The organism is Thermosynechococcus sp. FA-CM-4201, from assembly GCF_054689355.1.
The window spans coordinates 1,853,682-1,873,778 of the sequence record NZ_CP079920.1 but is presented as its reverse complement, the minus strand read 5'-3'; the positions used below and the strand labels follow the sequence as shown (position 1 = coordinate 1,873,778).

The following is a 20,097-nucleotide window of genomic DNA, read 5'->3' as shown; positions in this document are numbered from 1 at the left end:
CCAGCTCAGAAGCGTCTGCGGCAAACTGCCATAGTTCAATAGGCAGTTCAGTTGTTACTGTTCGCTGTGGCATTCTCAATCGCCCCTACAATCTTGTCTGCCTCATCCTGCAAAGCTTTGAAAAGATTTCGGTGTTTCTTCGATCTTGACCCGTACAACCGGGCGGAAAACACGGTGATAATTTCTAGAACGTCTTGAGCAAGCTCTTCTTCAAAGGTAGGCTGATCGCCTTTGTTGATGATGACAACCTCAATCCCCTGAAGCTCGCACAGCGCAAAAACTAATTCAGCGCCAAAACGCAGTAACCTATCTTTGTGGGTTAGCACCAACCGCTTCATTTGCTTTCGCAGGATTTTTTCTAAAAGCTGCTGCAAGCCTTTCTTTCGGTAGTTCACCCCAGACCCCATGTCTCGGATGACCTCGCTTCGCCAACCTTTAGCTGCGCAATAGGCTTCAAGCATGGCGTGCTGTCTGTCCAAGTCTGCTTTTTGGTCATCGCTGCTAACGCGGGCATAGCAAACTGTAGGACTATCAGCGTCTCCCAGTGCTAGCAGCTTGGTGGAGTCGTAAAACCGAGTCCCACCCCTGCTTTTGCGATCCGGGACTAATTCCCCAGTTTTCTCCCACTTGCGAAGGGTTTCAATTGAAACCCCCAACAACTTAGCCGCAACGCCAATTTTAACAAATCTACTTTCCATGCTTATAGATTCTAGCAGATTCGTTAAGATTTTAGCTATCTACCTACAAACCCTTTTCGCAGAAACAGAAGCGGCTTAGGGTAGCCAATTCTTGCTAAGATCAGCCTCATGGGTATCTTAAGACCTAATTTTGTTTTGGGGTTTGATATGAAACGTTTTTGGGCGATGGTTTGCGCACTTTTCCTGAGTGTGTCACTGCTCCTGACCAGTTGTGCTAATGTGCCCACGGGGCTAACGGGAAATTTTCGTGAAGATACCCTTGCGCTGATCAGTAGCCTGCGCGCAGCGATCGCCCTACCGGATAATGACCCTAACAAGAAGGCGGCTCAAGCAGACGCCCGCAAAAAACTCAATGACTTCTTTGCCCTCTATCGTCGCGATGACTCCCTGCGATCGCTCTCCTCTTTTATGACGATGCAAACCGCTCTGAACTCCCTCGCGGGTCATTACAGTTCTTATCCCAATCGTCCCCTGCCGGAGAAGCTGAAAGCCCGCCTCGAACAGGAATTTAAGCAAGTCGAACTTGCCCTTGATCGCGAAGCCAAGTCCTAGTCGCAATGGGGGATAAGCCCTACACCAAAATTCCTATTGCAGAGTGTGGGGAACCCCTAGCGCTGATTCCGCCTGCTTTTCTGCGGCTGCAACCCCATCCCTATCAAAGCCTTGGTGCGCCCTATGGCACGGCTTCGCCCTTCTATTTGCGCTTAGGTGTGATTGCTGCCCTTGAGCGTGCCCAAGCGTTCCTAGAGCCTTACGGCTGGCAACTGGCGATTTTTGATGCCTACCGTCCAATTGCGGTGCAGCAGTTCATGGTGGCGCATACCTTTGCTACCCTCTGTCAAGAACGGGGGTATGATGGGCAGCAACTTGAGCCAGCGATCGCCCGCGAGATTTGGCAGCAGGTTTATCAATTTTGGGCTGTGCCCAGTTCAGACCCGCAGCAACCACCCCCCCACAGTACCGGTGCTGCCGTTGATCTCACCCTCGCTGACCCAGCAGGCCATCCCTTGGACATGGGGGGTGCCATTGATGAAGTTTCTGAACGTTCCTTTCCCGATTTTTACGATCGCCATGCTGAAGAGAGCCATGCCGCTTGCTTTGCCCAACGCCGCCAAATTCTCTATCAGGCAATGCGCGATGCAGGATTTCAGCGCCATCCTAACGAGTGGTGGCACTTTTCCCTAGGGGATCAGTTGTGGGCTTGGCAAATGCAGCAAGAAACTGGCCAGCGGCACATCATCGCGCGCTATGGCCGCATTGATCTTTGAGGGTGGGTTATCCCTTAGAGCTTGTTGAGATTCAACCCCGCTTCTTTGGCAAATGCACTCAGGCCTTTGCGCTCAAGGGTTTTAATGGCTTTGGTAGAGAGGCGCAGCCGCACCCAACGTTTGCCCTCTGGCCACCACACCCGTTTCCATTGCAAATTCACTTCTTGCAGTTTTTTCGTCCGCCGGTGGGAGTGGGAAATAGCGTAGGCGTTATTGGCTTTTTTTCCAGTCAGTTGACAAACGCGGCTCATTGGTTTTCTCCCCTGCAAGGCAATGTGATGCAAAATAACCAAGACTTCTAGCGTAACATATTCCGCCGAGAAGGACACGGCCTATTTGAAGGTTTCCTTGAGGACGGTGCGGGCCGCCAAGTGATTGCGGGTGGTGGTTAAAATTTCTGCTTCCCGCAGCAGGCGATCGTAGGTGGATTGTAGCTCTAGAAGGCGTTGCTGCTCCTGAGCGACACCGCGAAAATTACTGGCAATCCAATAGGACAGTTCAAGGGCAGCCGTGGGCACATCCGGGGGCAGCTCCATGGGTTGTTCCGTCAGTTTTGCTGAGAGGCGCACCACATCCTCGAGGAGTTGCCGCACTTCCTTGGCTAAGGGGCGCAGATCAATGCTGGTGGGTTCATCCTCAATCCACTCCACCAGTCCAACGCGGTAGGGTTTTTCGCGCACGTAGTCCAGGATGCGAAACCGCTGCTGACCCAAGGAATCAATGAGCATACGGTCATCGGGAAGCCGTTCGTAGCGACGCACCTCGGCACAACAGCCCACCGTGGCTGGCCGTCCCGTTTGTGGATCCCACATCACGATGCCAAATCGGCGATCGCTCTCAAGAATCGTATTCATCATGATGCGGTAGCGAAATTCAAAAATGTGGAGTGGCAGTGGTCGCCCCGGAAAGAGCACGACATCCGGCAAGGGAAAAATGGGGAGTTCGCGAACGGCAATGGACGAAAAAGCCATAATGACAGCGCACAGAAGCCAATGCTTCTATCGTACCGTACTTTGCAGGCTTCCTAGGATGCGGAACCGGGGACTTGAACCCCGAAGTCCTTGCGGACACTAGAACCTGAATCTAGCGCGTCTACCAATTCCGCCAGTTCCGCTCGTGATAGATTTTGGTCAGCGATCTTTTATTATCTTGGGTTTGGTAGTGTTCTGTCAACTCATTATTGCATCTTGCCTCTGAAGGTGAGCACAAAGGGCTGACCATCCAATTGACCATTGCCCGCCAAGTTGAGAATGGACTGCTGACCGCCATAACGGATATTGAGGGTGCCATTGGCATCAGCCATACCAGAACTGGTCAAGCGAATCCGCAAATTGTAGGCATCCTGCTGAATGACGTTGCCCGAAAAGCCAATATAGTTGCCATCCGCCAGTTGCATATTGATATCCGCCACCTTTTGGGGATCAATGGCAATGCTCATAAACGTTACTTTTTGGTTCGGGCGGCCACTGATGCGAAATAGACCCTCGCCCATATCAGCATAGAAGGTAGTTCCTGCGGGTTGGGCTTGCTGAGCCACCATTGCGGGCACTTGGGGGGCGATTGCGTAGGTGTGCGTCCCAGCGCTGAGGGCAAGAAGGGTTGCTGCAATCATGCTGTTGTTCACGGGAAGTTCCTATAAATTCATGCCTATCATGACGCTCAAAAAGCGTGGATGGCACCCAAACAGCCGCATCCTGCAATAAGACTTCATATTCTTCAGCTCGGATCGGTTCGCTCGATTTAGGAACTCAGCCGCTCAAGGGGGGTCAGCCGGGGATCCACCACCTTTTGGCCGCGACGTGGGAAACGAATCGCCAAGGAGAGCTTCGGACCGGTATCAAAGACATGGGTGATTTCCCCTTCACCATAGACGGGATGGAGAATGCGATCGCCCACCCGCCAAGGAGAGGCAGCAGCCTTGCTCAACCGCGCGGGGGATACCTTCGTGACAGTGGCCACTTTCGGGCGTCGTTGAACATTCCCTGTCAGCAGTTCTGGGGGTAGCTCCGTCAAAAATTGCGAAGGAATTGTATCTTCACTGCCACCGTAGCGACGACGGCTTTGGGCAAAGGTGAGAAAGAGCTGTTCTTGGGCACGGGTAATGCCGACATAGCAGAGGCGGCGTTCTTCTTCTAGGGCCATGGGGTCGTTGAGACTGCGGAAGTTGGGAAAGAGTCCCTGCTCCATGCCCACCAAAAAGACAACGGGAAATTCTAGCCCCTTGGCAGCGTGCAAGGTCATTAGGGAGACCACCCCCTCTCCCTCCTGCAAGGTATCCAAATCCGAGGCAAGGGCAGAACTGTTGAGGAAATCACTGAGGCTTGCCCCTTCATTTTCTTCGCTAAATTGCTGGGCAGCGTTGACCAATTCCATCAGGTTTTGCAGTCGCTCTAGGCTTTCGTCGGTGCCTTCGTTTTCGAGTTCGCGGCGGTAGCCTGTTTCTTCAATCACGGTTTTCACTAGTTCAGGCAATTCAATATCGTCCACTAGCGATCGCAGGCGGGTCATGAGGGTCACAAACTGCTGCACGGCACGACTAGCTCGCCCGGCCAAGGGCGTCATGGATTCGGTATCGGCAATTAAGTCCCACAGGGAAATGCCAAGGGTTTGCGCAGCGTCACTGAGGCGATCCAAACTGGTTTTGCCAATGCCGCGTCGTGGCACGTTGATAATTCGCCGCAGACTCACGGTGTCTTGGGGGTTTTGCAGCAGCCGCAAATAAGCGAGCACATCCTTGACTTCCTTGCGCTCATAGAATTTGAGACCACCAACCACGGTGTAGGGAATGTTGGCGCGAACTAAGGCCTCCTCAAAGGGGCGCGATTGGGCGTTGGTGCGGTAGAGAATGGCAAACCGTCCCCATTGGGGTTCGAGGGATTGACTGCCCAGGGCTTTGATGGTGCGGGCAACAAAATAGGCTTCATCGGTTTCGGTGTTGCAACACTCGCAGTGAATGGGGGCGCCTTCTCCTTTGGTGGGACGCAGCACTTTATCAATGCGTTCGTTGTTGTGCTCAATGAGATGATTGGCGGCCTGCAAAATGTTGGCGACGGAGCGATAGTTTTCCTCTAGCTTGATCATTGTGCGGCTATCGTCATCGGGCAGGCGATCGCCAAAATCCTGTTGGAAGTTCATCAGGATAGTGAAATCGGCGCAGCGAAATGAATAAATGGACTGATCCACATCGCCCACGACAAAAATCGAGCGATCGCTCCAATTCTGAAACTGCTGCGGGGGAGTGCCATTGGTGGCCAGTAGCCGAATGAGATCGTATTGGGTGCGGTTGGTGTCTTGGTACTCATCCACCAGAATGTGCTGAAACTGCTGATGCCAATACTCAAGGCGCTCAGGGTGCTGTTGCAGCAGATGCACCGTTCGTAAAATCAAATCATCAAAGTCAAGGGCATTATTCCTGGCAAGGGTTGCCTCATAGCGACGATAAACCTCTGCGGCCACTCGACCCGCAGGCGATCGCTGTTCCTGCTCCAATTGATCGGGGCTTAGGCCTCGGTTTTTGGCATGGCTGATTTTGTAGCGGATACCGCGCGGATCATGCTTGCGCTCATCGAGATTGAGTTCCGCGGTGGCAATTTCTTTAATCAGGCTTTGCACATCCGATTCATCAAAAATGGTGAAATGCCGCGTCCAGCGATAGCCTTGGGGATGTTGATAGGCTTCTATTTCCAAGCGCAGGAGTCGGGCACAGAGGCTGTGGAAGGTGCCAATCCAAAGGGGCTTGGTGTACGTTTGATAGACGCGCGATCGCACCCGCTGTTGTTCGAGGGGAGAGAGATCCAGCCAGTCTCGCCCGTAGAGTTGCTGAGCCATCTCTTGGCCAAAGAGGGCTTCAATCCGCTCCTTCATTTCGCGGGCGGCCTTATTTGTAAACGTCACCGCCAAAATATTTTCTGGTGCCACCTGATGCTGGCGAATCAAATGGGCAATCCGATAGGTGAGGGTGCGTGTTTTCCCGGAACCAGCTCCTGCCACCACCAACATCGGGCCACAATAGTGCTCCACCGCCTGCCGTTGTGATGGATTCAGTCCTGCGAGAAAATCACTACTCATTTGCTGCTATGCCCATTCGCCTAAAGTTTTATGATACCTGCTATGACCAGCCAACGGGTTGGCACCCCGATCCGCTAGTAGTGCGGGCATTACTGCATTAAACGGCGATGAGTTGACACAGCAGGTAGCTTGGTAGCCCCATCACTTTAGTGCGAGGCGGAAACGCCCTTCGCGACTTTAGTCGTGGGAGTATGTCAAAATATAGAGAGACTTAAATTCGGTGAAAAACCCGAACGATGAAATAGAAAAGTAAAGGCAACTTTCAGGCTTGACCTGAGAGGAGTCAGTAGAGGCGCCTTGACAAGGCCGTTGCGCGTCCATTTCTGGGCTGCTCAAGAATCCCCACCACTTTAGTGCGGGGAGTGTCAAAAACTGATATTAAAGGGAATTTTGGATTATGAGTTTAGTAATTCCCGATGAGTTTTTGCAAACAGCGCACATTACTGAAGCTGATCTCAAACTCGAAATTGCTATTCTACTATTCCAGCAGGGAAAAATTACTCTGGGCACAGCCAGCCAGTTTGCCGAAATGAATCAATTGCAGTTTCAGCGAATATTAGGTAGTCGCAAAATTCCTATCCATTACGATGTTGAAGACTTTCGGCAAGACCTGAAAACGCTAGAGTCAAACGATTGGCGATGATCGTGGTCAGTAATACATCGCCGATTTTTTACCTATCGACCATTGGTCATCTCAATTTGCTCCGCCAACTCTATGACGAAATTGTGATTCCAACAACAGTCTTCAAGGAAATTACCAATGTCGGTAACACTGATGCCAGTGCCAAGGTTGTGCCGACCTTAAGCTGGATTAGAACGCAATCTGCAACCAATCAGCAATTTGTCAGTGCATTAAGAGCCGAACTTGATCCGGGTGAAGCTGAGGCGATCGCCCTAGCTGTTGAGTTAAACGCTGATCGCCTCCTCATGGATGAACGTTTGGGGAGAGCGGCTGCGATGCGAGTGGGGCTACAAGTCACAGGTGTTTTGGGTATTCTGATCGCCGCTAAGCGCAATCACTTAATTCAAGAAGTTAAACCACTACTGAATGCCTTAATCGAGCAAGTCGGCTTCTGGATTGATGCACGACTATATGCAGAGGTCTTGCACACAGTTAACGAATCAGCATGAAACTGGAAAGCAAATGCTATCCACTCCTTGAAGACTTGCAACGCTGTCATCATCGCTATCAAAATTTACGAAGAAAGTAAATCTAGCGCTTCGTTGCAAGTGGCCACTGGTTGGGTCTGTGGCTCCTCTGGATAAAAAATCAACTCCAGTTTCACTTTGCCTCGGTGCCAGCCTGTTCGATCCAGCAAAACAACCTCTACAGCGCAACCTTGTACTAAGTAGTTGACTGTTTGAGATTGACTGCTAATCTCCCTCTTGATTTGCTCTACATAGGTAATATCATTACCATTGCGGCAACTGTTCACTAAAATGGCTGAATTTTGGTCTTCATAGCTAATACCTTGGCCTCTAAATCGAATGACTTCATCAGAGGAAAGAAAGCGAAATTCAGCCAATACAGACTGTTTGTTTTGTTCCATTTGTGTTTCATCCAATTCTTCTGCTTGATGGGTTAAGATAACACAATCACTGCGGGGATTTGAATTATGAGTTTAGTGATTCCCGATAAGTTTTTGCAAACAGCGCACATCACTGAAGCTGATCTCAAACTCGAAATTGCCATTCTACTATTCCAGCAGGGAAAAATTACTCTGGGCACGGCCAGCCAGTTTGCCGAAATGAGTCAACTGGAGTTTCAGCGCATATTAGGTAGTCGCAAAATTCCTATCCATTACGATGCTGAAGACTTTCGGCAAGACCTGAGAACACTAGAGGCAAACGATTGGCGATGATCGTCGTCAGTCATACGTCGCCGATTCTTTACCTAATCGCTATTAAAATTTACGAGGAGAGAAAATCCAGCGTTTCGTTGCGACTTGGGACGGGTTGCGGCTGTGGCTCCTCTGGATAAAAGATCAACTCCAGTTTCAGCTTGCCTCGGTGCCAGCCCGTTTTATCCAAGAACACGACTTCTACAGCGCAGCCATCGGCAAGGTATTTTACTCTTTCAGATGAACTGGTCATTTCGCGCATTAGTTGCTTAACGTAGGCAATATCGTTGCCATTGCGGTAGCCCTGCACCAGATTAGCGGAATTTTGATCTTCGGTATCAACACCCTGTGTCTTAAAGCGAATCACTTCATCAGGGGATAATAAACGGGGACGGGTTGACACAAACTTCTCCTAGGAATTCAATCAAGCTCTTCTTCTTGATGGGTTAAGATAACACAATCACTGCGGGGGTAAGCAACGCAGGTTAAGACGAATCCTGCATCAATTTGATCGTCATCCAGAAAGGACTGATCTGACTGATCCACCTCTCCCTCTAGCAAGCGGCCGGCACAGGTTGAGCAAGCACCAGCTTTGCAGGAAAAAGGCAAGTCTAATCCCAATTCTTCAGCAATGTCGAGAATGTACTCATCCTCTGGAACGCGGATGGTGACGCGATCGCCATTGGGATGCACCAAGGTAACTGCATAGGTGTAGACTCGCTGAAAACTGGGTTCAAGGGGAACCGTCAGGTTAGATGGGGCGCTGCGAGCAGTCACTTCATTGGCTTCAGTAGGGGCATTGGGTTCAAAAACCAACTCCAGTCGCAGTCGCAGGTGACCCTCCTGCCAGCCTTGGGTTTGGGGCGACATCATCTCACAGGGGATGCCTGTCTGCATGAGTTGTTGGACAAGGGGATGCGTCAAGGGCAATGTTTGCAGGTCTGCACCCGTAGCCACGGAGCCGAATTGATGCTCCCACAGTTGATTGGGTTGGGAGAGGCGGAACACTGCATCTTTTGGCGAAAATGGGGGACTGGTCATTGCTTGCGTCTCGTTCCTAGCTTAGAGAATCAGGGGAAGTTTCTGGCGATCGCGCCCCTGTTGTTCGAGGCAGCGGTTAATGCCCGTGACCGCCTCGTTGTACATGGCAATCTTGGCCTCTAGTTCCTTGAGTTTGGCGATATTGCGCTCAATACTTTCAGCCGCTTCTTTTTCTAGGGTTTTGCCAAGGTGCTCCCGTGCCTGTTGCTGTTGTTGGAGAATCTCTTGGCTATGTTGTTTGGCGGCAGTGAGGAGAGGCTCTGTAATGGCGGTGGCGATCGCGGCTCGATAGGTCACTTCAATCGTTTTCTTGATCTTGTGGACAAAGTCCATTTTCAGGAGTTCCCGCAGTTCCGTTTCCGCCTCAAACATACTTGAAGCATCAAAGGTATTGCAGGCTTTGCGCAGTACCTCCCGCAGTTTCATCACCCCTTGGGTATCGTGGTAGAAATCCTCGCGCTCCCGCACATAGCGATCGCACTCAATGCGTGCCACCGTCGTAATACTAATCAGTACCTCCTCCTCTAGCTTGGCCAACATTTGATCAATGCCGCTGTCATTCCCCAGCAGGCGAAAGAGTTCGCGATAGTAGGGCTGCTGATAAATCTCCCGCCTCAACTGCTTAAAGAGATTTTTGATCACCTCTTGGGAAGACTCGACGAGGGTTTTCTTAAGGCCATTGGCCAAGTAATAGAAGGCCTCCGCCAAAATCCCCATGACGGGAACAACGGAGTTGGTGGGATGACTATCAAGGGCCTGTTGATAAATCGTGGCCACGGAGAACTGGCGCAGGAGCTGCTCGAGGGAAGTGACAAGGTTATTTTTCAGCCGTTTATAATCCTGCTCTGCCTCTGGAGACTGGCCGCCCTTGATACGATTGAGAAATTGGTCAATATGCCGATAAAACTCATCCCCAGCGGTTTTCAGTTCTTGGCTGAGATCGAGAAGCTTCGTCTGCTTGAGGGCTTCAATGTCATTGGGTTGCTGTTTTAGCTCATGGAGTTCTGGCTGATATAAATTGCTGAGGTTAATGCAGACATTTTGCAGATCGCTGACCAATTGCTCCAACAGTTGCGGGTACTTTTCCTCCCGTAGATAGCGGCTGATGTCACTGCGGAAAATTTCCACTTCGCTATCTTTAATCATGTGTTGGATCAGTTCGTGGCCATAGCGTTGCAAAATCAGTTCATAGCTTTCAAGGGGCGTTTTGTCCGTGTCCAGTTGAATGCGAAACTTGCTGGGCAGTTTGTAGGAGAAAATACAGTAGCGCAGAAACTCGGAGATAAATTTCGGAGCATCGGTGCGTTGCTTGAGCTTGCTGATTTCATTGGCGAAAATAGAGTCTAGCCCATAGCGATCGCGATCGCTACATTTGAGCAACTGACTACCATAAAAGCCCAAGAGGCCACTGGTGCGATAAACGCGATCCGGGGGTGAGTAAAAGGACTTGGCAATTGTATTGTTGACCTTCTCGCGCAAATCGGCATCAAACCACGTTTGATCAATGCGGTTGATCACATGAAACACGCGATCGCGCAGCCCCGGATTGTTCTTGATATTTTCCAGTAGCTCAATTTCCTCCTGAATAATTTCCCCAGAGGCAGCAATTTGATAAACAACAATGACGGCTGAGGCTTCGGGATCATTGATACAGCGATAGGCTAGCTCAGCGTGCTCCTTGATGGGCGCATCAATGCCAGGGGTATCAATCAGAACATTGCCTCCCGCAAGCAGGGGATGGTGGCAGTAGTACTCAATTTTTTTGAGAACGGCACTATTGGAGCCTTGACGGGCATATTCCGATGCTTCCGCGATCGTGCCAAAGCCCAAGCCATCCATCGAGAAGGAATTATTCACTGTGGGATGAATATGGGCAGCATTTTGTTGGCGGCCTTGGAGCAGCAATTTTAGACCATTGGCTTCCCGTGCCCGTTGGGAGCGCCCCTCGCCCCCCTCCTGTTCAATAATTTGGTTGGCAAATTGAATCGCCTCTTGAATCGAACTGGGATTATTAATATCAATGTTGCGTCCCAACCGCAGGCGATCGCTAATATCCGTGACTTGTTTTTGAATTTCCCCTTCAGTGTAAAACGTCAAAACGGCTCGCTCGCGATCGGGTTCAGCATAGGCGACACGGCAAATCGTTCCCGTTGCGTGACCTTGGGCACTATAGAGCAGTTCGCGCTCCAACAGCGCATTAATGAGCATGGATTTGCCAGCACTAAAAGGCCCCGCAAAAACAATTTCAAACGTCGGCGAAACCGCCTTGCGTAGGGAAGTTTGAACCGGCGTAATATCAAAGGAGCGCAGCTTGGGTTCGGCGTTCAACAGCTCAAGAAGGCGATCGCAATCCGCTTGCAAATTGGGGCAGGTATTGAGGAGGTCGCTCATAGCAAAGAAGCACAAACTATTGTCAGCAACAGCCTAACATAGCTTTTCTTGCCTCCCCTAGGTGGTGGATGTTAATTTTTTTTGCGATTTTTCCCCCATCTAAACCCGAGAACCCCTCAGGGTAGAATGAGAATCCATCCTACTGATCGCACTCTTATGGACAGCGTCCACTGGCAGCAGGTTCACAACTACACTGACATCCTCTACCACAAAACGACGGGCATTGCCAAAATTACGATTAACCGTCCCCACAAGCGCAATGCCTTTCGTCCCCAAACCATTGTTGAAATGAGTCAAGCCTTTGAGGATGCCCGCAACGATCCCACGATAGGCGTTGTCTTGCTTACTGGGGCAGGCCCCCACACCGATGGTAAGTATGCCTTTTGTGCGGGTGGTGATCAAAGTATTCGCGGTGAGGCAGGCTATCTGGATGATCAGGGGGTAGCACGGCTGAATGTGCTGGATCTGCAACGGCAAATTCGCTCCCTCCCAAAGGTGGTGATTGCCCTTGTGGCCGGCTATGCCATTGGCGGTGGCCATGTGCTGCATTTGGTCTGTGACCTCACCATTGCTGCTGAGAATGCCATTTTTGGTCAAACGGGGCCACGGGTGGGTAGTTTTGATGCAGGGTTTGGTGCGAGTTATCTTGCCCGCATTGTTGGCCAGAAAAAAGCCCGTGAAATTTGGTTTCTCTGTCGGCAATATACGGCTCAGGAAGCCCTAGCGATGGGCTTGGTCAATACCGTTGTCCCCGTTGAGGAGCTGGAGGCTGAGGGGATCCGCTGGGCGCAAGAAATTCTCACCAAAAGTCCCTTAGCCATTCGCTGCTTGAAGGCGGCCTTTAATGCCGATTGTGATGGTCAAGCCGGCCTACAGGAATTAGCCGGCAATGCAACGCTGCTGTACTACCTCACCCAAGAGAGTGCCGAGGGCAAGACCGCCTTTTTAGAAAAACGCCCCCCCAACTTTCAGCAGTTTCCTTGGCGACCCTAAGGAATGCGCTAAAGTAGGAGCATGTGGCATTGGGAGAGTTCGCCATGTGTATCTGTGTTAACTGCGCCCTTGTGGATCGCTGTACCACATACTATGCGGTTGAGGAGCAGCACCAACAGCCCCATCTGACCCTCACACCAGACTTTGACCCAATTGAGCCGACGATCAATATCAACATTCGTACCCAAGGGGAAGAAATTCTATTGGAGTGGGATGTGGTTGGTTGTGCCAGTTTCGTCGAAGAACAGGGACGGTGGGCAAAACTGCGTCCGGGAGAATTGATTCCCACCTAAATCTGATTGTTAGCCGGCGATCGCGCCAATTTGATGTTCTTTTCTAGCGGCACTCATGGGACAAAGCCGGCTGAGACAACAGCTTGATCTATTTCTGCACTCACCACAGGTAGAAATCAGCCTGTTGGTTTTGATCTTAATGTGGGTACTTTTAGTGGTGGTCGATCTTTTCTGGGTACAGCCCGGCCACCCTAATTTTTTTGTGATGCTGGCGGATTTACCCCTACGGCTGTGCTTTGTTGTTGAGTTATTCCTACGCTTTGCGATCGCCCGCAAAAAGCAACGATTTTTCCGCCACTACTGGCTTGATCTAGTCGCGATTTTACCGATGCCGCCCCAGTGGCCCCTGTTTCGTTTGCTACCGCTGCTGCGTCTGCCCCGCGCCTCGATTCTGATTAACCGCAACCTGCACTACATTTCCCCCCAGATTTCTGGCCTCTACGGTGCCCAAATTTCCGCACTGTTAATCATTGTGTTGATCATGCTCTTTGGGGGACTGGCTTTTTATATTATCGAAGGAACCTCAAACCCAGACATCGAGACCCTTGGGGATGCCCTGTGGTACAGTTTCTTTTCCTTAGTGTCTGCCGAACCCATTGGTGCCTATCCCCAAACCCACACCGGGCGGATCATTACCCTAGTGGTCGTTTTGTCGGGGCTGACTTTGTTTGCAGTGTTTACAGGGGTGGTGTCTGCCTTCATGGTGCAGCGGTTGCAGTCGGTCATGAGCATTAAGAACTTTGACTTGGATGAGTTGCGCAACCACATTATTCTCTGTGGCTGGAACCGCAGTGCCCCCTTGGTGTTGGAGGAGTTGCAAACCGATCCCCAAACCCGCCATGCGCCGATTGTCATTGTTGCTGAACTTGAACAGTTGCCCTTGAGTGAGTTGCGGAGAGTAGATCAAAATCGCCTCTACTTTTATTCGGGAGACTATACCCGCATTGACGTTTTAGAGAAGGTGCAGATTTACCACGCCTCCCGTGCCATTCTCTTGGCGGATACCAGCCAGCCCCGCAGTGATCAAGACCGCGATGCCCGAACGGTTCTTGCTGCGCTGACCATGGAAAAACTCAATCCAACGATTTACACCTGTGCGCAGCTTTTGGATCGCAATAACAATGTGCAACTTCAGGCGGCAGGGGTGGAAGATGTGGTGGTGGCTGATGAAATGGCGGGTCACCTGATTGGCAATGCCGTACGCAATCAAGGGGCAATGGATGTTTTTGCAGAATTGCTGACGGTACAAGTGGGAAACCAATTTTATCGGCTGCCTTTGCCGTCAACGCTGGCAGGCAAAACCTTTTGGTATGCGCAACGACATCTTAAGGAGCAGTACGATGCGCTCCTAATAGCCGTGGAACGTCGCATTGAGGGGCGTCGCCAGACGTATATTAATCCACCGATGAACTATGAGTTGCAGGTGGGAGATTACGTGGTGGTGATTGCGCGGCAGTGTCCACAGTGGGGATAGAGTGATGGAAATTTCCTCGCAAGTAGAATTACCTTTTCCCCGCGAGCACGTCTATCGTACCTATCGCGATCGCCTGCCGGAGCTGGTAAACTGGATGCCCAATGTCCGTGAAATTGAAGTGCAAGAGCGCAAGGAACAGCCTGAAGCCCTAGAAATGGTTCTCGTCTGGCATGGTGGCGGGGAAATTCCAGCAGCAGCACGGGCACTCCTGAGTGAGGCGATGCTCTCATGGACGGACTACACCCATTGGGACGATCGCGACTATCTCACCCGCTGGCGTATTGCGCCCCATGCCTTTACCGAGGCAATTGACTGCCAAGGGGAAAATCAATTCATTGCTGTGGGTGACTCAACAATTATCACCAGCCGAGGTCATCTACGCATTGATCCAAAACGGATTCCGGGGGTACCCTCCTTCCTAGCTGGCATGATTGCTCGCGCTGTGGAGGAGTATCTCGGTCAACGCATCGAACCGAATTTTCAGCAGTTGGCAGCCAGTGTCGCAGCATTTTTGCGTGCTGAAGGATGACGATCCGCGGTCAATTACCCCACCCACAAGGGGATGCGGTTTCCCGGAGGTTTTTATGAAAATCTTGGAGCAAACGGACTATCGCTTGCGCCTGCGGGAACGCCCTTTGCTGAGTTGGTTTATGGGTGGGGTGTTTGCTCTTGTCCCTACGTTGATGCTGAGCTTCTTTCCAGTTGCAGAAATTCACTGCCAACGCCAAACCCTGCCCTATGAGTGCATCACCACCACAACCTCTTTCGTGAGCCAAGAGCGGGTGAAAATTCCTCTGCCTCTACTGCGACAGGCAAAGTTGGAAGACTACATTGACAGTGAAGGCGATCGCATGTACCGCGTCGTTCTTGAAGTAGCGGACAATTCAACCATATTAGGGATTGCCTCCTCGGAGCCGGGCGATCGCGCCGCCATGGTGCAGCAAATTAACCAGTTCTTAGCCAATCCCAATCAAACTGAACTTTCAGCGTGTGTGGACGATCGCTGGCTCATTGGGATTATTGCGGGGGTGTTCTTTCTGGTAGGGATGAGTTTCCTTTCTTTCACCCCTGTTTTAACCGTGGATTTGGATCGGGGCAGTGGCACCTTGACGATTCTCCATGCAAATTTTTTCCGCCGCACTCAGAAGGAATTGCGCTTGCGCGAGATCAGCGACATTGCGATTGAAAGCTCCGTGGATTCCGATGGCGATCGCCTCTATCGCGTCGTGGTGCACCTCACTTCTGGCGAGACAGTTCCCCTGCGGCAGTACTACAGTAGCGGCTATGACAGCAAGAAAGAACTCGCTAATCTCCTGCGACAGTTTCTCTATTTGCCGCCTCTATAAGTCATCCTGCAAGTGTGACGACTGGCTCTCTATTAAACTGAAGATGGCATAATGCATTCACGGTCGGTGGGGTTTTGCCCTCAATTATCACTATGCAACCAACGGATCCAACAAAGTTTACTGATAAAGCATGGGAAGCCATTGTTAAGTCCCAAGATGTGGCACGGGAATATCGCAGCCAATATCTGGAAACAGAGCACCTGATGATTGCCCTCCTGCGGGAAGAGGGACTGGGGCAACTGATCTTTGAACGAGCCGATATTGACACTGAATGGGTTCTCAAGCGGCTGATGGACTTTGCCAAGCAGCAACCCCGCGTGCCAACGGGGAGCGAACTCTACTGTGGCCGCAGTTTGGATGCCCTTCTTGATGAAGCCAATCGTCTGCGCCAAGAGCAAGAGGATCAGTTTATTTCGATTGAGCATCTTGTCCTCGCGTTTGTCGGCGATCGCCGCATTGGTCAACGTCTGTTCCGCGCTTTGAATTGCGATCGCGAGCAGTTGGCGGCTACCGTCAAAGCCATTCGCGGCGCCCAAAAAGTCTTAGACCAAAACCCCGAAAATAAATACGCTGCCCTTGAAAAGTACGGTCGCGATCTCACCGAAGCAGCCCGCCAAGGCAAACTGGATCCCGTCATTGGCCGCGATGAAGAAATTCGCCGCGTCATTCAAGTGCTCTCCCGCCGCACCAAAAATAATCCCGTGCTTATTGGTGAACCGGGTGTGGGTAAAACCGCCATTGCCGAAGGCCTTGCCCAGCGGATTATCAATGGGGATGTGCCAGAATCCCTCAAAAATCGGCGGTTGATCTCCCTTGATCTGGGGAGTTTGGTGGCGGGTGCCAAGTTTCGTGGCGACTTTGAAGATCGCCTCAAGGCGGTTCTCCACGAAGTGACCCATTCCGACGGTCAAATTGTTCTCTTTATTGATGAACTGCACACCGTGGTTGGTGCCGGTGCCAATCAAAACTCCTCGATGGATGCCAGTAACCTCCTGAAGCCGATGTTGGCGCGGGGCGAACTGCGCTGTATTGGTGCCACCACCCTAGACGAGTACCGCAAGCATATTGAGAAGGATGCTGCCCTTGAGCGGCGCTTCCAGCAGGTGTATATTGGTCAGCCCAGTGTTGAGGATACGATCTCGATTTTGCGGGGTCTCAAGGATCGCTACGAAATTCACCACAATGTCAAAATTACCGACTCGGCATTGGTGGCAGCGGCGATGCTCTCGGATCGATATATTAGCGATCGCTTTTTGCCCGACAAGGCCATTGATCTCGTGGATGAAGCGGCGGCCAAGCTGAAAATGGAAATCACCACCAAGCCCGCTGAACTGGAAGCCCTTGAGCGGCGACTGCGGCAACTGGAGATGGAAAAACTCTCCCTCAAGCAGGAAGAAAGTCTGCCCCTGAGCCAAGCACCACTGCAAGCCACCCGCGATCGCCTTCAGCGCATCGAAGAGGAAATTGCCCAACTGCAACCGCGACAACAGGCCATGCAAGCCCGCTGGCAAGCCGAAAAAGACCTCCTAGAGCGCATCAACAGCCTCAAGGAAGAAGAAGATCAGGTAAAGCTGCAAATCGAGCAAGCAGAGCGCGACTACAACCTGAACAAAGCTGCTCAACTTAAATATGGTCGGCTCGAGACACTGCAACGGGAGTTGGAAAGCACCGAAGCACAACTTTTGGAACTTCAGGCCGAAGGCGGCACCTTTTTGCGCGATCAAGTCACCGAAGCCGACATTGCTGAAATTGTTGCCAAGTGGACGGGAATTCCCCTGCAAAAACTGATGGCCTCGGAACGGCAAAAGCTCCTGCAACTGGAACAAGTCCTCCATCAGCGGGTGATTGGTCAAACCGATGCCGTGGCCGCCGTGGCCGCCGCGATTCGCCGAGCGCGAGCCGGCATGAAAGATCCTGCCCGTCCCATTGGTTCCTTTCTCTTTATGGGGCCTACCGGGGTTGGTAAAACAGAACTGGCCCGTGCCCTCGCCGAAGCCCTCTTTGATGATGAAAATGCCCTTGTGCGCATTGATATGTCGGAGTACATGGAAAAACACGCCGTCTCCCGCATGATTGGCGCACCACCGGGGTATGTGGGCTTTGACAGTGGCGGGCAACTGACGGAAGCGATTCGCCGTCGTCCCTATGCCGTGGTTCTGTTTGATGAGGTGGAAAAAGCCCATCCGGAAGTCTTTAATGTGCTCTTGCAGGTGCTCGATGATGGCCGTGTCACTGATTCCCAAGGGCGGACGGTGGACTTCCGCAATACCGTGATCATTATGACCAGCAACTTGGGCAGCGAGCATATTTTAGATTTGGCCGGGGATGACAGTCGTTATGAGGAAATGCGCCAACGGGTACTCCAAAGTGCGCAAAAGTATTTTCGCCCCGAATTTCTCAACCGGATTGATGACCTGATCCTCTTCCATGGTCTAGGACGGACTGAACTGGCACAGATTGCCCAAATTCAACTGCAACGGGTGGAGAAACTCCTTGCAGATCAAAAAATTCGCCTGCGCCTCACCCCGGCAGCGCTAGATCATTTGGTGGCGGTGGGCTTTGATCCAGTCTATGGGGCACGTCCTCTGAAGCGCGCCATTCAACGGGAATTGGAGAACCCCCTCGCCGTGAAGATCCTTGAAGAGGTCTTTGCACCCGGCGATACGATTTTGGTAGATTTGGTCAATGGTGAGTTGACCTTTAGCCCTGCCAACCTCGCAGGTGCAGGCGATCGCGACACCGTCGCCGCCTCCTAAGCCTTCAGTAACCTACTCGACAGGAAAGAAGCGTGAAAGTTATTACCATTTATCACAACAAGGGTGGTGTGGGGAAAACCACTGTAACCGTCAACTTAGCGGCTGCACTTCGCCGGCAAAGGCAGCGAGTTTTAGTGATTGACATTGACTCTCAAGCCAATACCACCTTTGCTGTCGGTTTGATGAAGTTCTTCTCTGAGGAAGATGATACGCTACGGGATGCTAATATCCTTCACATTCTCAAGAATGAATACTTCATTTCGGAAGTCGTTCGGCGGTCAGATTCCTTTAATGATCCAGAGATCGACGTTATTCCTGCCCATATTGATCTAGTAGAGTTTGAAATGGTGGACGATTTGCGACAAATCGATGCTATTCATATTAGCTTACTAGAAAAGCTACAAGAAGCAAGAGATGATTATGATCTTGTGATTATTGATGCACCTCCCGCTCTAGATACCTATGCGCAAATTGCCCTAGTTGCTTCAGATTACGTGATGATTCCTTCAGATTTTCGCCCCTTTGCTAACCAAGGCCTAAAATATGTAAAAGTATTTGTTGATCGTATTAATCAAGAATTTTCAGAAATCAGAGCAGTATTAGGGAAAAATCAGTTGCAAATTGTGGGGATTCTTCCTTCAAAAATTCATGGGCAAACTTGCAATTCTTTGCGTTTTAGAAATTTACAGGAACAGATTGCTAGGAAATATGATCTTAGAATTATGGAAACAATTATCAAAGAGAGTGCAGATCTCGCGAACAGTTTACATCGTGTAGTCACCATTGGTGATGACGAAATACCAGAACCCCAGTCAATCTTTAGATATAGACGAAACTCTGAATCTGCAATTCAGTTTGAGAATTTAGCAAAAGAGCTAATATGGTTGACGAGGAATTGATCCGACTTAGATTGTAAATCATGAATAAAGGTTAAAGATGATTAGCTACAAACAAGTTTCGGTTTCAAACATTCAAGTTAAGAATCCAGCTCTACCCTTTAAGGAGAGTGAAATTGAACGCATGACTGAGTATTTGTCAATATCTAAAACTGCTTTTCCACCTTTGGTCGTTAAGCGATTAGGCCCTCGATTATCATGCCATACATACGAGCTTCTCACCGGTTACCAGCAGTACTACGCTGCTCAAAAAGCTAAACTTGATAGAATTAATGCTCTGATTCTTGAGGAAAATGACACACCAGAAATAGAAGCTGCCATTCTCAGTCAAATTCAGTCTCACTCTCCAATTTCTGAGGTGACAGAAGAACAAACGCAAGAACAAACTACAGAGCCTTTAGCTTTTGACTCACCAGCGAGCAACTCCAACAAAGATTCCATTAAGACATCTCACCTAGAAAATCAACGGCTTGCAGAGCAAAATCAAGCTACTGTTCAGTCCCTCGAAGAAATGCAGCAGCAGAATCAACAGCTTGCAGAGCAAAATCAAGCTACTATTCAGTCCCTCAAAGAAATACAGCAGCAGAATCAACAGCTTGCAAAGCAAAATCAAGCTATTTTTCAGTCCCTCAAAGAAATGCAGCAGCAGAGTCAGCAGCTTGCAAAGCAAAATCAAGCTATGCATCAGTCCCTCAAAGAAATGCAGCAGCAGAATCAACAGCTTGCAGAGCAAAATCAAGCTATGCATCAGTCTCTTAAAGAAATACAGCAGCAGAATCAACAGCCTTCGGAACAAAATCAACGGCTTTCAGAGCAAAATCGAGTGATGCGTAAGGTTCTACAAGAAATGCAAGTAGCCTTAGAAAAAATCAATATCACAATAGCTGAATTTCCAGCTTCGCAAGTATCACCATCCACATCAATAGAAACGCCATCAAGTTCTCCGAGAGATAAAAATCAGCCTGAGTTAAAAACGAACGAAACAAGGCGCAGATCGAGGAATAGTTCAAGAAGGTAGGAGTCGCTAAGAGG

Annotated in this window: 22 protein-coding genes, 1 tRNA gene and 1 pseudogene; 13 read left to right on the top strand and 11 right to left on the bottom strand. The window is 50.5% G+C overall.

The annotated features are described in order from the left end of the window. Positions 1–47: 47 nt before the first annotated feature. Positions 48–698: an IS607 family transposase gene (locus KV190_RS09140; protein WP_460192969.1), complete on the bottom strand. Its 651-nt coding sequence runs from the start codon at positions 696–698 to the stop codon at positions 48–50. A 147-nt stretch (positions 699–845) separates the two neighbouring features. On the opposite strand from KV190_RS09140, the gene psb27 reads away from it, so the two are divergent. Together psb27 and KV190_RS09130 are read left to right on the top strand one after the other, a co-directional pair. Then, a complete protein-coding gene (gene psb27, locus KV190_RS09135; RefSeq protein ID WP_460192968.1) occupies positions 846–1,250 on the top strand; it encodes a photosystem II protein Psb27 in 405 nt (134 codons plus the stop codon). Positions 1,251–1,255: 5 nt separating this feature from the next. Continuing rightward, complete coding sequence (locus KV190_RS09130) at positions 1,256–1,966, top strand: M15 family metallopeptidase (protein ID WP_460192967.1); 711 nt, start codon at positions 1,256–1,258, stop codon at positions 1,964–1,966. A gap of 14 nt (positions 1,967–1,980) precedes the next feature. On the opposite strand, the gene rpmB is transcribed toward KV190_RS09130, so the two are convergent. From rpmB to pcrA, 5 genes are all read right to left on the bottom strand, one after another. After that, entirely contained in the window at positions 1,981–2,217 is a 237-nt protein-coding gene (gene rpmB, locus KV190_RS09125; protein ID WP_024125479.1) for a 50S ribosomal protein L28, read from the bottom strand. 81 nt (positions 2,218–2,298) lie between these two features. After that, positions 2,299–2,937, bottom strand: coding sequence for an LON peptidase substrate-binding domain-containing protein (locus tag KV190_RS09120; RefSeq protein WP_149819234.1), 639 nt, complete (start codon positions 2,935–2,937; stop codon positions 2,299–2,301). A gap of 59 nt (positions 2,938–2,996) precedes the next feature. Continuing rightward, positions 2,997–3,080: transfer RNA gene (locus tag KV190_RS09115), tRNA-Leu, on the bottom strand. A 63-nt stretch (positions 3,081–3,143) separates the two neighbouring features. Further along, positions 3,144–3,578, bottom strand: a complete 435-nt coding sequence (locus KV190_RS09110; RefSeq protein ID WP_460192965.1) for a hypothetical protein — start codon at positions 3,576–3,578, stop codon at positions 3,144–3,146. Between the two features lie 128 nt (positions 3,579–3,706). Beyond that, positions 3,707–6,034 carry a DNA helicase PcrA gene (pcrA, locus tag KV190_RS09105; protein ID WP_460192964.1) on the bottom strand — a complete coding sequence of 776 codons (2,328 nt, stop codon included), beginning with the start codon at positions 6,032–6,034 and terminating at the stop codon, positions 3,707–3,709. Between the two features lie 397 nt (positions 6,035–6,431). On the opposite strand from pcrA, the gene KV190_RS09100 reads away from it, so the two are divergent. Together KV190_RS09100 and KV190_RS09095 are read left to right on the top strand one after the other, a co-directional pair. Next, positions 6,432–6,677 carry a UPF0175 family protein gene (locus KV190_RS09100; protein WP_460192962.1) on the top strand — a complete coding sequence of 82 codons (246 nt, stop codon included), beginning with the start codon at positions 6,432–6,434 and terminating at the stop codon, positions 6,675–6,677. Next, positions 6,674–7,165 (top strand): DUF3368 domain-containing protein, encoded by a 492-nt coding sequence (locus KV190_RS09095; protein ID WP_460192961.1) that lies wholly within the window; start codon positions 6,674–6,676, stop codon positions 7,163–7,165. The genes KV190_RS09100 and KV190_RS09095 overlap by 4 nt, the downstream gene beginning before the upstream one ends. Before the next feature lie 65 nt (positions 7,166–7,230). Here the strand turns inward: KV190_RS09095 and KV190_RS09090 are convergent, their stop codons facing one another. After that, positions 7,231–7,599, bottom strand: coding sequence for a hypothetical protein (locus KV190_RS09090; RefSeq protein WP_460192960.1), 369 nt, complete (start codon positions 7,597–7,599; stop codon positions 7,231–7,233). Positions 7,600–7,650: 51 nt separating this feature from the next. Between KV190_RS09090 and KV190_RS09085 the strand changes: the two genes are divergently transcribed. Continuing rightward, entirely contained in the window at positions 7,651–7,896 is a 246-nt protein-coding gene (locus KV190_RS09085) for a UPF0175 family protein (protein ID WP_460192959.1), read from the top strand. A gap of 49 nt (positions 7,897–7,945) precedes the next feature. Here KV190_RS09085 and KV190_RS09080 read toward each other — a convergent pair whose 3' ends face one another. The 4 genes and pseudogenes from KV190_RS09080 to KV190_RS09065 all read right to left on the bottom strand — a co-directional run bounded on the left by KV190_RS09080 (position 7,946) and on the right by KV190_RS09065 (position 11,307). Continuing rightward, a complete protein-coding gene (locus KV190_RS09080; protein ID WP_460192958.1) occupies positions 7,946–8,278 on the bottom strand; it encodes a hypothetical protein in 333 nt (110 codons plus the stop codon). A gap of 17 nt (positions 8,279–8,295) precedes the next feature. After that, positions 8,296–8,625: a ferredoxin gene (locus tag KV190_RS09075; protein ID WP_460195260.1), complete on the bottom strand. Its 330-nt coding sequence runs from the start codon at positions 8,623–8,625 to the stop codon at positions 8,296–8,298. Positions 8,626–8,691: 66 nt separating this feature from the next. Then, a pseudogene (locus KV190_RS09070) lies at positions 8,692–8,772 on the bottom strand (hypothetical protein); the annotation flags it as partial. 165 nt (positions 8,773–8,937) lie between these two features. Then, the gene (locus tag KV190_RS09065) at positions 8,938–11,307 is read right to left on the bottom strand and encodes a dynamin family protein (RefSeq protein WP_460192957.1); all 2,370 of its coding nucleotides are present in this window, start codon (positions 11,305–11,307) and stop codon (positions 8,938–8,940) included. 156 nt (positions 11,308–11,463) lie between these two features. Here KV190_RS09065 and menB point away from each other — a divergent pair, with 156 nt between their 5' ends. From menB to KV190_RS09025, 8 genes are all read left to right on the top strand, one after another. After that, positions 11,464–12,300 carry a 1,4-dihydroxy-2-naphthoyl-CoA synthase gene (menB, locus tag KV190_RS09060; RefSeq protein ID WP_460192955.1) on the top strand — a complete coding sequence of 279 codons (837 nt, stop codon included), beginning with the start codon at positions 11,464–11,466 and terminating at the stop codon, positions 12,298–12,300. A gap of 44 nt (positions 12,301–12,344) precedes the next feature. Continuing rightward, entirely contained in the window at positions 12,345–12,593 is a 249-nt protein-coding gene (locus KV190_RS09055) for a Ycf34 family protein (protein WP_149819240.1), read from the top strand. Between the two features lie 154 nt (positions 12,594–12,747). Beyond that, complete coding sequence (locus tag KV190_RS09050) at positions 12,748–14,067, top strand: TrkA-related ion transporter (protein WP_460192953.1); 1,320 nt, start codon at positions 12,748–12,750, stop codon at positions 14,065–14,067. 4 nt (positions 14,068–14,071) lie between these two features. Then, the gene (locus tag KV190_RS09045) at positions 14,072–14,596 is read left to right on the top strand and encodes an SRPBCC family protein (RefSeq protein WP_460192951.1); all 525 of its coding nucleotides are present in this window, start codon (positions 14,072–14,074) and stop codon (positions 14,594–14,596) included. 55 nt (positions 14,597–14,651) lie between these two features. Further along, the gene (locus KV190_RS09040) at positions 14,652–15,413 is read left to right on the top strand and encodes a hypothetical protein (RefSeq protein WP_460192949.1); all 762 of its coding nucleotides are present in this window, start codon (positions 14,652–14,654) and stop codon (positions 15,411–15,413) included. A 92-nt stretch (positions 15,414–15,505) separates the two neighbouring features. Beyond that, positions 15,506–18,169 carry an ATP-dependent chaperone ClpB gene (gene clpB / locus KV190_RS09035; protein ID WP_460192948.1) on the top strand — a complete coding sequence of 888 codons (2,664 nt, stop codon included), beginning with the start codon at positions 15,506–15,508 and terminating at the stop codon, positions 18,167–18,169. 32 nt (positions 18,170–18,201) lie between these two features. Next, complete coding sequence (locus KV190_RS09030; protein ID WP_460192947.1) at positions 18,202–19,068, top strand: ParA family protein; 867 nt, start codon at positions 18,202–18,204, stop codon at positions 19,066–19,068. Between the two features lie 37 nt (positions 19,069–19,105). Continuing rightward, on the top strand, positions 19,106–20,083 hold the full coding sequence (locus KV190_RS09025; RefSeq protein ID WP_460192946.1) for a ParB N-terminal domain-containing protein: 978 nt from the start codon (positions 19,106–19,108) through the stop codon (positions 20,081–20,083). Positions 20,084–20,097 lie beyond the last annotated feature (14 nt).